8 protein-coding genes are annotated in these 13,760 nt (G+C 74.1%); 4 read left to right on the top strand and 4 right to left on the bottom strand.

Annotated elements, in window-relative coordinates; genetic code table 11:
* Nucleotides 1-4: 4 nt before the first annotated feature.
* The gene (locus ABZ919_RS10930) at nt 5-2,056 is read right to left on the bottom strand and encodes a cell wall-binding repeat-containing protein (RefSeq protein WP_361245410.1); all 2,052 of its coding nucleotides are present in this window, start codon (nt 2,054-2,056) and stop codon (nt 5-7) included.
* Between the two features lie 691 nt (nt 2,057-2,747).
* Between ABZ919_RS10930 and ABZ919_RS10925 the strand changes: the two genes are divergently transcribed.
* Nucleotides 2,748-3,311, top strand: coding sequence for a DUF2269 domain-containing protein (locus ABZ919_RS10925; protein WP_361245407.1), 564 nt, complete (start codon nt 2,748-2,750; stop codon nt 3,309-3,311).
* A gap of 37 nt (nt 3,312-3,348) precedes the next feature.
* Here the strand turns inward: ABZ919_RS10925 and ABZ919_RS10920 are convergent, their stop codons facing one another.
* Nucleotides 3,349-4,122: a VOC family protein gene (locus ABZ919_RS10920; protein ID WP_361245404.1), complete on the bottom strand. Its 774-nt coding sequence runs from the start codon at nt 4,120-4,122 to the stop codon at nt 3,349-3,351.
* Between the two features lie 191 nt (nt 4,123-4,313).
* Between ABZ919_RS10920 and ABZ919_RS10915 the strand changes: the two genes are divergently transcribed.
* The 3 genes from ABZ919_RS10915 to ABZ919_RS10905 all read left to right on the top strand — a co-directional run bounded on the left by ABZ919_RS10915 (nt 4,314) and on the right by ABZ919_RS10905 (nt 6,291).
* On the top strand, nt 4,314-5,162 hold the full coding sequence (locus tag ABZ919_RS10915) for a hypothetical protein (RefSeq protein ID WP_361245401.1): 849 nt from the start codon (nt 4,314-4,316) through the stop codon (nt 5,160-5,162).
* Between the two features lie 241 nt (nt 5,163-5,403).
* Entirely contained in the window at nt 5,404-5,877 is a 474-nt protein-coding gene (locus tag ABZ919_RS10910) for a hypothetical protein (RefSeq protein WP_361245399.1), read from the top strand.
* Nucleotides 5,878-5,925: 48 nt separating this feature from the next.
* Nucleotides 5,926-6,291, top strand: coding sequence for a hypothetical protein (locus tag ABZ919_RS10905; RefSeq protein ID WP_361245396.1), 366 nt, complete (start codon nt 5,926-5,928; stop codon nt 6,289-6,291).
* A 124-nt stretch (nt 6,292-6,415) separates the two neighbouring features.
* Here ABZ919_RS10905 and ABZ919_RS10900 read toward each other — a convergent pair whose 3' ends face one another.
* Nucleotides 6,416-11,239 (bottom strand): DNA repair ATPase, encoded by a 4,824-nt coding sequence (locus tag ABZ919_RS10900; protein ID WP_361245393.1) that lies wholly within the window; start codon nt 11,237-11,239, stop codon nt 6,416-6,418.
* A gap of 200 nt (nt 11,240-11,439) precedes the next feature.
* Nucleotides 11,440-13,629 carry a flotillin family protein gene (locus tag ABZ919_RS10895; protein ID WP_361245390.1) on the bottom strand — a complete coding sequence of 730 codons (2,190 nt, stop codon included), beginning with the start codon at nt 13,627-13,629 and terminating at the stop codon, nt 11,440-11,442.
* Nucleotides 13,630-13,760 lie beyond the last annotated feature (131 nt).

Genomic DNA, 13,760 nt, shown 5'->3' with positions numbered 1-13,760 from the left:
CCGGCTAGCGGGCGCTGTGGGCGTCGCGGGCGGGGAGGTGCCGGCCGGGGAGCACGGTGGGGTCCGGGGCCGGGCGGACGCCGTCGGAGGACGACTGCGCCGTGAGACGGGAGGAACGGGCGGCCGTTGCGGGCACATCGCCGTTCGCCGCCCAGTGCGTGGTCGTCCAGGCGCTGCTCGCGGCGATCGCCGAGGCGATGGCGGTGCGGTTGGCCGGCGGGTACGAGGTGTTGCCGCCGAAGGTCTGCACCGCCCAGATGCTCGCGGCTTCCTGGCCCAGGTAGTACGAGGTCGGTGCCGAGAGCGTGGACTCGCCGGACCAGAGCATCGGGCCGTACGTGGCGGTGGCGGCGCCGCCCGCGACGGCGTTCTGCCAGGTCCAGGTGTCCTCGACGACGGCCTGGGTCGGTGAAGTCCACCAGAAACGGGCCAGGTTGGCGGCCACGTCCTCATGGGTCTTGCCGCCGATCGTCCAGAAGCTCCACGCCTTGTTCAGGGTCACGTGCTCCATCGCCCGGGTGGCGTTGTAGCCGACCGTGACCATTTTCACGGCCTTCGGGTCCAGGGCGTTCAGGTAGCTCTTCACCGAGGTGGGAACGGTCTTGCCGTTCGTCAGCAGGACCACGCCGGTGCCGTGGTACCCCAGCGCACCGGCGGCCGTCGAGGCCGCGACCGGGTCGTGGTAGTCGTTGCCGTCGGCGACGAAGATCCAGCTCGGGGTCGCGCTGACCTGCTTGGCGACCCGGACCGACAGCGCGGACAGGTCGGTGCCGTCGAGCCGCAGCGGCTTGTAGCCCAGCGCCTGCACCTGGCCCGCCACCTTGGAGCCGAGGATGCGGGTGCCGCCGTCCAGGTAGACCGTGCTGCCCTTGGGCAGGGAGCGCTTGAGCTCCGTGGCGGCGGCGGAGTCCAGGCCGCTGCCGGACGTCAGCAGGACCGGGCCCTGCTTCTCGGCGGCCAGCGCGATCGCCGGCGCCGAGTAGGTGGCGTTGCCCTTGCTGACGAGGACCGCGGACTTGGCGGTGAGCAGCCCGGGGATGTGCTGGGCGCCCACGGTGTCGAACGTCCAGCGGGAGGCGGCACCGTCGGTGCCGACGGATCCGGTGCCGTAGACCCGGATCAGGCTGTTCTTGCGCAGTGGCTGCCAGGCCGGCTTGGCACCCTTGCCCTGCCCGGTGACCTGGGTCGACGTACCGCTCGCCAGGTCGAGCAGCCGCACCGTCTGCACGTCGTCCGACCAGCCGGTGTGCGAACTGTGCGCCTCGTAGGCGATCCGTCCGCCCGCCGGGTCCCAGGTCGGGGACAGGTGGTCGGAGGTGTCGGTGGTGACCTGCTTGACGTCGCTGCCGTCCGCGTCGGCCGTGAACAGCTGGGTCCATCCGTCCACCGAGCGCGTGAAGACCAGCTTGGTGCCGTCCGCGGAGAACACCGGCGAGGAGCCGCTCGCGATGATGTTCTTCAGTGCCTTGGTGGACGGGTCGTAGGTCCAGATGCCCTGGCTGTCGTAGCAGCCGTAGTTGTGCTGCCGTTCGAAGGCGAGCGTGCCGCTCGGGCTCGCCGTCGGGTGGATGTCGCAGACCGTCGACGGCTCCTGGGTGTTCGTCAGCAGCGGCTCCGGGGCCCAGGAACCGTCCGAGGGGCCGTAGGCGAGCTGGCCGCCGGTGCTGAACGCCACGTACCGGCCGTCCAGCCAGAACGTCGGGTCCTCGTACGACGCGCTGGAGCGCACCTTGGTGGCCCACGGCAGGGTGACGATCGAGCTGGTGCCGGTGACCCGGCCGGTGGCCAGCCGGCTCCAGCCGGCCACCACCCTGCTGCCGTCCGGAGCCCAGTTCGGGGTGTATCCGTAGTTCGGGATGTCGGGGACGGAACGCAGCCCGGTCCCGTCCGCGTTGACGGTCGCCACTCCCACGGAGCCGCCGTAGAGGCTGATCTGACCACCCGTCACATCATTCGTCGCGGCATGTGCGCCGGGCGCCGCCGCGCCGAGCAGGCCGGCCGCCAGCGATGCGGCCGACGTGAGCGCCGCGAAACGGCGGCGCGTGCGAGATCTCAACGAGAAGCCCCCCTGAAGAGTCCTGCTTGTCCGCCGCGAGCCCCTCGATCCCCCGTGCACCGGGATCGGGCGTGGACCCCGGGCACCTCGGCGCGCGCGAGTGCCGCGCAGCGCTTCTCCGGTCCCGGCGATCACTCGTCGGCAGCAGGACCGTATGTGATGACACACGGGGGGCACCGGAAAGCGCGTTCGAACAGTGGGTGAACAAAGCGCGATGCGGCCGCCGCGGCCCATCCGGGAATCGCGGCGCTGCGCGGGATCGGTACGGCCGGGCGACAACGACGAGTACCTCGCCGACCGCCTGCCGCCTGCGCCGCCGTGCGGTGAGGACGGCCGGCCCGGCGGCGAACGGTACGACGGCCGGCCCGGCGGCGAACGGTGACGACGGCCGGCCCGGCGGTGAACTGCGGTGCGCCGATGGGGATGTGCACCGCTCCGCACCGAACCGTCCGGGCACCCGCCGGGACCGGAGCAGGCCGGTCGGCGCGGGCAGGCCGGGGCGGCGGCACGGCCCGCGGGACGGCCACACGGTCGTAGGCCGGGCCACCGGCGGGACGGGTCGGTGTGCGCCGTACTCGGCTCGGCGCAGCCGACGTTACTTCCGCCGCCGGACGCGCCGGGGTGGCCGGCGGGGGAGCCTGGCCGTGCGCCGCGCATCAGTACGGCGCACGACCAGGGAAGTGAGGTGCGCATGTCCCGCTCCGCCGAAACGGCACGCCGGTTGCCGCCGGCGGCCCGCAAGGGCCTGGCCGCCGTGCATGTGGTCGCCTCGGTCGGCTGGCTGGCGCTGATGCTCTGCCTGCTCACCCTCGGGACCACGGCACTGGCGACGGACGACGCCGGCACGCTGCGGACCGCGTACCGGGCGATGGGGATGCTGGGCGACGCGCTGGTCGTCCCGTTGAGCCTGCTCGCCCTGGTCAGCGGGGTGGTGCTGGCCCTCGGCACGCCGTGGGGCCTGTTCCGGTACCACTGGGTCGCCGTCAAGTTCTGGCTGACCCTCGCGGCCGCGGTGGCCTCGGTCTTCGCCCTCACCGCCCGGCTGCACGACGCGGTGCACGCGGTGGACCGGCATCCGACGGGCCCGATCGCGGCCATGCACCTGGGATTCGTCCGCTACGACACCGTGATCGTGCCGGCCCTCGCGCTGCTGCTGTACCTCGGGCTCGTCGTGCTGTCCGTGTTCAAACCGTGGGGGCGGCGGCGCCCCGCCACGCCGGGTACGGGCAAGGCCCGGGGCCCGAAGACAGCGTGAGCCGCCACCCTGCGGGGGCGTGTGCCGGCGGCGGGAGTCAGGGCTGCCGCGGATCCGGCCTCAGCACGGCGAACACCGCCTGCCCCGGATCGGCCAGCCAGGCGATACGGCCGACTCCGGGGATGTTCGCCGCCGGCATCAGCACGGTTCCGCCGTTGCCGCCCACCGCCGTGACGATCGCGTCCGCGTCGGCCACGGCGAAGTACGGCACCCAGCGCGCGTCCTCCCGGTCGTCCCGCAGCGGGGCCACACCACCGAAGGAACCCTCCTGCTGGTCGCCGTCCTTGATGCTCAGCACCCGGTACGTCATGCCCGGGGCCTGCATCTCCTGGTCACGCCAGCCGAACAGCCCGCGGTAGAAGCCGATGGCCGCCTCCGGGTCGCCGGCGTGCAGCTCCACCCACACCAGCGCGTCCTCCTCCGACGCCCGCTGCAGGCCCCGCCCGGACTGGAGCACCGCGAACTGCGCGCCCTGCGGGTCGGTGAACTGGGCCAGGGTGGCCTCCCCCATGCTCATGGGCGCGGTGCGCACCGTGCCGCCGGCGTGGGTCACGGCCCGGGCGGTGGCCCGGGCGTCGCCGGTGCGGAAGTACGTCATCCAGGCCGGGCTCGCCCCGTGTTCGGTCAGCGGGCCCAGACCGGCCACCGTGCCGCCGTTCTTCTGGAAGAAGCCGTAGCCGCCCCCTTCCGGGCCGGCGGAGACGAACTCCCAGCCGAAGACGGCGCCGTAGAAGGCGGCGGCCCGTTCGGTGTCGGGGCTGCCGAGGTCGATCCAGATGGGCGATCCGGTGCGGAACACTGTGCCGAGCATGCCTCTCCTCCTGCCGCTCCGGTGCGGAGCCGCCCGCCACTATGCCGACGCGAGCGGCCCGGACCCGGCCGGGACACGGGAAAAGAACCCCACGAATCTGTGCAGGAGCACCACACGGGCTGCACACAGCCTTTCGAAAGGCTCGTTAGCGTGACTGATCGCCGCTCCCCCTGTACTCAGGAAGACCACACATGGACTACTGCTCCTCGTGCCGTCGGCACCTCAACGGCGCCCTGGTCTGTCCCGGGTGCGGTGCCTACGCCCCGGACATAGCCCCACCCCGCTCCACCGTCGCCGTCACCGACGTCGCCGCCGCACCGCTCGCCGCCGACCACTGGTTCGGCGCCGAGGAACCCGTCGCCGTGCCGCCCGCCGACGCCGCGGACGTGCCACCCGCCGACGTCACGGACGCGCCGCCCGCCCCGCGGGGACGCGCGGCCCGGCGCCGGCAGCGGGCCCGCTGGAAGAAGAGCCAGCGCCGGGCCGTGGTGGCGACCGCCGTCGCGCTCGTCGGCGGCGGTCTGACGCTCGCCTCACTGGACCGCGGCACCGGCGACCGGGCCCAGGCGGCCGCCGCACCGGACAACCGGAGCATGGGCCTCACCGAAGATCCGTCGGCCGCGCCCAGCCTGCCGCCGTCCACGCCGGCACCGCCCGCCGCGACGCACCGGCACACCTCCGCCGCGCCGACGGCAGGGACGCCCGCCGCCAACGCCCCCCGGCAGCAGTCGCCGGCATCCGCGCCCCGCACGGCACGGTCCGCGAGCCGTCCGTACACGGCCGCGGTGGCCCCGCACCCGGCCGCGCCGGCCGCACCGCAGACGCGGAGCACCGGGCCGTCCTCCTCCGGTACGAGCACCGGCAGCTCCGGCACGGCCGCACAGCCGGCGCCCGCCGCCACCGGAAACGGATCGTCCGCGACGACCGGCAGCGGCTCCTCCTCCCCCGCCGGCGGGGGCCCGGCCGCGTCCACCACGTCCCCGGCGTCGACGTCGACCTCCTCGAACCAGCTCTGTCTGGTGCTGGTGTGCCTCGGCTGACCCGACCCGGGCGCCCCGACCGACGCCGGGCGGGATCCCTGACCGGTGGAGGGGACGGCCGGGCCGTGCGGGCTGCGCTCGGCCGCGCTGCCCGCTGAGGGCCGACGCCGCGGCACCTCGCGTCCTCGCCTGCCCGTCGGCGGCGTACGGCTGCCGGGAACCCCGCGGGCAGGAGGCCGGGGGCACCCGCGGCGCCCCGGGCGATCGGTTACGCTACGCCCCCGACGACGGGGGGAGACACATGTTCGGGAAACCTCTGAGAGCGGCCGGCGCGGTGACGGCCCTGCTGACCTTGCTCGCCGCGTGCGACAGCCATCCGCATCCCGTCCACGGCCTCCGGGACACGCTCCGCCACGTCCCTGCCAGGACCATCCGGGCCACCCGCCCGCACATGGTCAAACAGTGCACGACGAGCACCAGCCGGGTCGGCCACTCCTCGACCTCCGGTTCCGGCACCCACCGCCACACCCGCCACTGGTACACCCTCGAGCGGCGCCAGAACTGCCACAAGGTGCCGAACGGCACCGAGACCTACCGCAAGGAACTGAGCCCGGAGCGCTGGTGCGTCCGCCTGGACGACGTGAACGGCAACCGCAAGAAGGACGACGTCTGGTACCGCGTCACCCGCACCGACTACAACCGGGTCCTCGACGCCGACGACGACCGCGTGCAGTTCGAGCCGCTGTTCCCGAACAACGGCTGCTGGGGCAGGTGAGTACGAGAGCGGATGTGCCGGGCGCCCGCGCCGCCCGAGGATGGCGGCGTGACCTCTTCCTCTTCCGCGCCCGACCGTGGCCCGGTCCTCGCATGGCTGGTGGCGACCGCGCTCGTGCTGCTGCCCCTGCTGTACGGGTGGTATCGCGTCGGCCATGACACGCTCTCCTGTTTCGGCCTGCCGACCGGCTGCCGGGGGCAGCGCGCCTCCGTGATGTCGGTGGTGGACTCGGGGCTGGCGCTCGTCGGCGGGCCGCTCGCCGGCGCCGCGCTGCTCGGCGTCGCCGGAGCGCTGCTGCGTCGGCGGGCCGCGGTGTGGGCGGCGGCCGGTGCGTTCCTCGGCACGCTGGTGATGTGGGTCGTCGCGATCTACCTGCTGGGCGAGGGTTTCCAGCACTCGGACATCGACTTCTGAGCACCGGCCCGGGCGCTCACCCCCGGTAGCGGCGGGCCGACCGCCGGTCCCGGCGGATCAGCAGCGCCGTGGTCAGGGCGACGAACGCGATCGCCGCCGACAGCGGCGCCAGGAAGTACCCCATTCAGCGCTCCTCGCCGCCGCCCCGCGCACGGGTGATGGCGGACTCCACCGCCGCCACCCGGTCCGCGAGCAGGCCCAGGGCGGCCACCGCGCGGGTGACGGGGTCGTCCCCCGGGCCGTTGAGGGTGCGGGCCCGGACGTGGGCGGTCTTGACCTCCGCCCAGCGGGCGGCCTGCTCCTTCGTCGACGTGCCGCGCAGCTCGGCCAGTTTCAGCAGGTTGGCCTCGGCGCCCGAGGTGAGGGTCTGGGCCTCGGCCGTGTAGTGGTCGGTGACGACGGCCTCGCGCTCGGCGTCGTTCATGACCGGCCGCAGCCGCTGGGCGATCTTGTTCATGTCGCGGTAGGACCCCTGGAGGCGGAACGGCGGTTCCGTGCGGGCGGCCTCCGACTGGGCGGCGGAGGCGATGTAGGCCGCGTTGACCCTCAGCACCGTCTCCCGGACCGTCATCACATGCCTCAACACCGCTACGGCGGCGTCCAGTTCGGCGGGCGGCAGCGGCCGGCTCAGCCGGTCGGCACGGGCCGTGGGGTCGGCGCCGGCCAGCCGGACCAGCAGGTCGAGGTCGGCGCGGTCACGGGTGGCGAGCGGGGCGAGGACCGGGTTGGCGGTGAGGGCGTTCTCGACGAAGCTGAGCGCGAAGACGTCCTCCCTGCCGGTGAGGACGTCGCCGAGGTTCCAGACGTCGGCACGGTTGGCGAGCATGTCGGGGATGCGGAAGCGGTCGCCGGACTCGGTGTAGGGGTTGCCGGTCATGCAGACCGAGAAGCGCTTGCCGCGCAGGTCGTAGGTGCGCGGCTCGCCGTCCCGCACGCCGTCCACCCGCCGGGTGGCGTCGCACAGCGGGATGAACTTCTGCAGCAGCTCGGGCGAGGTGTGCTGGATGTCGTCCAGGTGGAGCAGGGTGTTGTTGCCGGCCGCCAGCGCGAAGTTGATCTTCTCGATCTCGCGGCGGGCGGTGGCGTCGGGCGCGTCGGCCGGGTCCAGCGAGGTGACGGTGCGACCGAGCGCCGGGCCGCTGACCTTGACCAGCATCAGGCCGAGCCGGTCGGCGACGTACTCCATGAGGGTCGTCTTGCCGTAGCCGGGCGGGGAGACCAGCAGGAGCAGACCGCCGGTGTCGGTGCGCTTCGACTCGCCGGTGGTGCCGAGCTGCCGGGCCAGGCTGTCGCCGACCAGGGGCAGGTACACCTCGTCGACGAGGCGGTTGCGGACGAACGCCGACATCACCCGGGGGCGGTGGTCGTCCAGGCGGAGCCGGTCGCGTTCGGCGGCCACCAGAGCACTGCGGCGGCGCTGGTAGGCGCGGAATGCGGGCACCTCCTCGGCCGCGAAACGTGCTGTCCGGGACAGGAACTCGTCCAGGCGCAGCGGCAGCCGGCCCGAGGCGACGCGCGGGTGCGCGCCGAGCAGGCCCTCGGCCGTCGCGGTGAGCGGGGCGTCGCCGTCGTAGCGCGGCAGGTCCGGGCAGAGTTCGGCGGCGACCGCCTCGGCCAGTTCGCCGGGCCCGGTTCCGGTGCCGGTGGCGGCGGCGAACGCACCGAGCCAGGCGTGCACCACCTGCCGGCGCGCGGCCGGCCCGGTCAGCCCCTCCAGGTCCGCGTGGTAACCGCCGCCCGCGTGCCGGAACTTCTCCAGCAGCGTGCGCGCCGCGACCCCGAGGACGAAGCCCTCCGGGCCGCCCGTGAGCTCGTCGAAGAGGTACGCCGCGGCCGGCCCGCCCGCCGCCGACGGGTCCCAGGCCTCGATCGCCCCGGCCAGCTCCCGCTCCAGCTCCCCGATGGCCGGCACGGCACCGAAGGCGTCCCGGGCCCGGGCCAGTGACACCGCCCGCCGGGCCCACGCGGTGCGGGTCTCCTCGGTGGTGCCGTGCGCCCAGAACAGCTGGGCGGTGGCGCGGGCGGCCGGCTCGTGGCGCAGGGTGCCGGCGCCCTCGTACAGGGGGAGCAGGGCGCGCAGGACGAGCGTCGCGTCATGGTCGTGGACGCCCCGCTCGTAGCCCTCGTCGTACGCCTCCTGCGCCGCCCGGCGGACCAGGTCCCCCAGGTCGTCGGCGGCGGCGAGGCCGGTCGCGCCGTGCTCGGCGAGCAGCCGGGCCGCAAGGTGCTCGGCACGGTAGACCCCGGGCGACTCGGACGGCAGCCGGCGGTCCCAGTAGGGGCGGGTCCCGGCGAATGCAGGGTCGGTGACCGGGGCCCGGTAGTCGGTGCCGGTGACGGCGAAGGCCAGGGTGTCGCCGTGCGGGACGAGGGTGAGGTCGAGCGGCTGGGTGTTGACGGCGAAGCGGTGGCCGCCGAGCAGCAGGGTGCGCCCGTCCTCGGTGTAGAGGTCGGCGCGGTCGCGCAGGGCGCGGGAGGCCTCCTGGCGCGCGGCCTTCAGGCGGCCGTCGAGCTCCTCGGCACGCACGCTGTCGCCGAGGGTGCGCAGCTCCCCGGCGGTGCGGCGGACCTTGGCGACCAGTGGGTCGGAGGCGAAGTAGGTGGTGACCGCGTCGGCGTCGGGGAGCACGGCCGCGCGCCGGGCGACCGTCCGCAGCATCCGCCCGGCGGATTCGGCGAGCTGTTCGGCGCGGCGGGCGCGGGCGTCGGCGAGGGACTGCTTGCGGGCGGCGAACGCCTCGTAGACCTCGGTGCGCCGGCCGTCGAGTTCGGCGAGGAAGTCGTCGAACTCGGCGAACCGGCCGTCCAGGTCCTCCACCCGGGCCAGCACGCCGGCGAGCTGGTCGTCACATTCCTCGGGCGTGCCGGACGCGGCGAGGGCGGCGGTGACGGCCTGCGCGAGCAGCGCGGTCTCGGCGGCGAACTCGGCGCGCCCCTCGCTGTCCTGCAGGGCGCGGCGGCGGCCGTCGAGGGTGGCGCGGGCCCGGTTGACGCCGCCCAGCACCTCGGCGATCCGCTCCAGGACGGCCGTACGGACGGTGGCGTCGGCGATGTCGAGGCCGGTCACGACCTCGGTGACCGTGCGCAGCCCGTCGGCGAGCTCGTCGAGCCGGGCGGCGACGGGTGCGCCGCCGGCCACGGTCCCGACGGCCGCCGCCTCCCCGACCAGCCGCTCGACCTCTGCCTGCTGCGCGGCGAAGGCGTCGTCGCGCGCCAGGAACGACACCGCCCGCCGCCCGAACCCGGCGAGGTCGTCCTCGGCGGCCGCCGCGAGCTCCTCGAGCCGGGCGGCATCGACGTACCGCAGCTCCCGAAGGGTGAGCAAGTGACCGTGCGCGTGCCGGAGTTCGGTCAGCCCGCGCACCCAGGCGGCGGCCTCGCGCGGAGCCTCGCCGCGCAGCCGGCGCACCACGGCGGTGAGTCGCTCGGCGGCCTCGTCGAGGGCGTCTGCGGCCTGCCGGGTCAGCTCCCGTACGGTCTCGAACTCGCCCAGCACCTGTTCGGCGGTCGCCCGCAGCGCGTCCAGCGGCTCGCCGAGGCTGCCGAGTTCGGGCTCCGCCAGCCAGTGGTGGGCGTCGGCGGCCCGCACGCAGGCGGCCAGCAGCGCCCGGTAGCCCTCGCCGGTCCCGATGCCGTCGGTGGCCAGCCGGGCCACCGACAGGCAGTCGGCGAGGCCGCGCACGAGGTCGGCGTTGCCGACCCGGGCGAGCGCGCCGGTGCCGGTGCGCAGCGCGGCCGCGTGCGTGTCGGAGACGTACGGCGAGGTCCACCACTGGACCGGATGGGTGTGCGCGGGCTCGTCCCCGGCGCGCAGCACGGCGAGCGCGCCGTCGCCGAACAGGGCCCAGCCACGGCACGGCAGCGGGTTCGCGACCTCCTTGCGCAGCGTGTTGTACGACAGCAGCAGCGTGCGCCCCCCGGCCCGGGACCGGAAGGCGTACAGCACGTCCTCGCCGTTCGGCGCGCGCACCTCACGCTCGAACTCCAGCCCGGTCACGTCGAGTTCGTACGTCTTGTGGGCACCGCCGGCCAGGCAGTACCCGCCGGGGAAGACGATCCCCTGCTCCTCGGGCAGCCGCCGGCAGGCCTGCCCGATCCCGTCGAGCCGCACCACCGTCCGGGTCAGCGTGTCGAACACCAGGTACCGGTCGGCGTCCTCCTTGTAGGGCCGCACCCGCAGCAGCACCAGCGGACCCACGCGCGCGTGCGCGAGGGCGGCGTCCGCGAGCGACTGCAGCGGCTCCTGCACCGGCTCGGTGTACAGCGGCTCCCCGTCCGGCGTGCGCACGGTGAGGGAGCCGCCGACGGTCGTCACGCCCAGCCCGCCGGGTACCGCCATGTACGGGTCACGGCCGAGGACGTGATCCTCGCGGGTGGTCTCGGTCCAGGTGACGTCCTGGCCGGGCGGGAAGACGTCGTCGCGGTCGCCGCCCGCGTCCAGGAACGCCACCCGGCCGTCGTCGGCGACGCTCCAGCGCAGCACGCGCACGTCGTCGGCCTTCTCGCCGGTGCGGAACACCGCCAGCAGCCGCCCGTCGACCCGGCGCAGCCGCAGCAGCCGGGCCTGCCGGTAGTAGCGGTGCAGCGCGGTGAACTCCCGCTCGAACGCCGGGTCGTCCAGCAGGCCCGGCACGGCGCCCTCGGGCAGGCGCTCGCCGTCGCGGCCGTACAGCGCCAGTACGTCAGCGGCTCCGCCGGTTCCGCCGGTTCCGCCGAAGAGGAGCGCGTTCCCCACGGCAACGATGTCGCTCGGCACGGACGCGTGCCCGGTGCGGAGGCGGGCGGTGCGCGCGAGGTCCAGCCGCGCCGAACCGAACTCCTCGGCGCGGCGGGCGTTGAGTGCGTCCGCCCTGCGGGCGAGCTCGGCGGCCTGCGCGGTGAGCCGGTCGCGCAGCACCTCGTAGGTGCCGGCGTCCACGGTGGCCTGCGGCGCCTCGGCGGTGGCCATTGCGGGGTTTCCTTTCGTGGCGGTGCGGCTGCCAGCACGGGGCTGCGCGTCGTCGTGGGCCGGGTGCGGGTGCGGGTGCGTCGTGGGCCGGGTGCGGGTGCGCCGCGGGAGGGGTGCGGGTGCGCGGCGAAGCCGCATGTCGCGCAGTGCCGCGCCCCTGGGGAACTGCGGGGCCCGCGCCTTCAGGGCGCGGGCCCGCCTCAGTTCTGGCTCACACTCCCGTTCAGGGCGGTCACCGGCGTGTCGGCGAGGCCCAACTCGCTCGCCCGGTCGAGGAGTTTCTGGAGCTGCCCCGCCTCCGGGCCACCGCCCCTGATCTGCTTCATCAGCAGGGCCGACACCGTCAGGTTCCGCACGTCCACCGAGCCGAAGGAGCCGAGGACCCCGCTCAGGTCCTCCGTGAAGCTGCTCGACCCGTCCAGCCACGGCTTCACCAGGGCCTGCGCGGTGCGGGAGTGGTCGACGAAACCGTCCACTCCCTTGCCGAGCGAAACCGCCGACACCAGCCGGTCGAAGAAGACGGACTCCCCGCCGACGATGTCGATGTCGGCGTTCTCCAGACCGGTGGCGAGGACGGTCGCCTGTGCCTCGGCCACCTGCCGCTGGGTCTCCAGGCCGGCCAGCCGGATCTCCTTCTCGGCCTGCAGCCGCAGCCGGTACTCCTCGTGCCCGCGCGAGGCCTCGTCGAGGGCGGCCATCGCGGCGGCCTTCTCGGTCAGACCGGCGGCCTCGGCCTTCAGCTTCTCGCCGATGGCGGTGGCCTCCGCGAGCGCCTTCGCCCTGGTCCCCTCGGCCTCGGCCAGACCCTTGGCCCGCGCACCTTCCGCCTCGGCCTTCAGCCGCGCCTCGGTGGCCTCCGCCGCCGCCCGTGCGCCCTCGGCCTCCGCGAGCCCCTTGGCCCGCGCACCCTCGGCCTCCGCGAGCGCCTTGGCCTGGGCGCCCTCCGCCTCGGCCCGCAGCCGCGCCTCGGTGGCCTCCGCCGCCGCACGGCCGGCCTTCACGGTGACCTCGGCCTCCTTGTCGCGGACCTGGACGGCGGCGAGCCCCTCGGCGGCGGACTCGGCCTGGACGCCCTCGGCGAGCCGCAGCTTGGCCCGGGCGTCGAGGTCGGCGGTCTTCAGCCGGGCCTCGGCCAGGGTGAGTTCCTCGGCGGCGCGGTGCGTGGCCGCCTGTTCCGCGGCCTCCGCGGCCTTGATGTCCTTGACCAGCTTCTCCTGCGCCTCCGCCTCGGCGGCGATGACGAGGGCCTGCCGCTCGCGCTCGGCCTCCTCGACCACGCGCAGCTTCTTGATGGACTCCTCCTGCTCGGCGACCGTACGATCCACCGCCACCCGCTCCCGGATGACCTCGGCGATCTCCCGCTTCTCCGCCTCGACCTCCTTCTCGGCGGAGATCCGGGTCAGTTGGGTCTCCCGTTCCCGTGCGATGACCTCGAGCAGCCGGTCCTTCTCGATGCGCTCGCTCTCCACGGCGATGACCCGCTCGCGGTTCTTCGCGGCGACGGCGATCTCGCGGGCCTGGTTCTCGCGCTGCACGCCGAGCTGTTCCTCGGTGCGCAGGAAGGCGGCCTGGGCGCGCAGCCGTTCCTCCTCCACCACGCGGGCGGTCTCGGCCTCCTCGCGGGCGCGGGAGGTCTCGATCTCCCGCTTCTGCTTGATCTCGGCGTCCGCCTGCCGGCGCTCCAGCTCCAGGATGGCCTCGCGGGCGTCGACGTTCTGCCGTGTGATCTCCTTCTGCTCCGTGCGCTGGGCCTCGTTGGTACGCACGTGCTCGATCGCCGTCAGCTCGGTGATCTTGCGGATGCCCTGGGCGTCGAGGACGTTGGCCGGGTCCAGCTGGGTGAGCGGGGTCTGTTCCAGGTAGTCGATCGCCGCGTCCTCCAGGTGGTAGCCGTTGAGGTCGACGCCGATCAACTCGATGATGTGGTACCGCAGTTCCTCGCGCTTGGTGTAGAGGTCGGTGAAGTCCATCTGCTTGCCGACGGTCTTCAGCGCCTCGGAGAACTTCGCGTGGAACAGCTCCTGCAGCGTGTCCTGGTGGCTGGCGCGCTCGGTGCCCACGGACTGGGCGACCTTGATGACGTCCTGGACGGTCTTGTTGACCTTGACGAAGAACAGGATCCGGATGTCGGCACGGATGTTGTCCCGGCAGATCAGGCCGTCCCGGCCGGAGCGGCTGATCTCGATGGTCTTCACCGAGATGTCCATGACCTCGGACTTGTGCAGGATCGGCAGCACGACCTGGCCCGTGAAGGACACGTCGACCCGCCGCGTCCTCGACACGATCAGGGCCTGGCTCTGGTCGACCTTGCGGTACAGCCGGGAGAACGCCAGCAGCGCGAACAGCACGACGACGAGACAGGCGGCGACGAGCACGCCGAGGACTTCCATGACACACACGTCCTTGCGTCAGACGACGGAAACGGAGCCCCCCGGGGCCGCGATGCCGGCGGTCTGCCGGGCCTGGGCCGGGCACCTTCCGGTGCCCGGCACCACGACCCTCCGTAGTGCTCCCCGCAGAG

The sequence above is a fragment of the Streptomyces sp. NPDC046759 genome (genome assembly GCF_040645475.1).
GTDB lineage: Bacteria > Actinomycetota > Actinomycetes > Streptomycetales > Streptomycetaceae > Streptomyces.
This window is presented reverse-complemented; position numbering and strand designations above follow the sequence as displayed.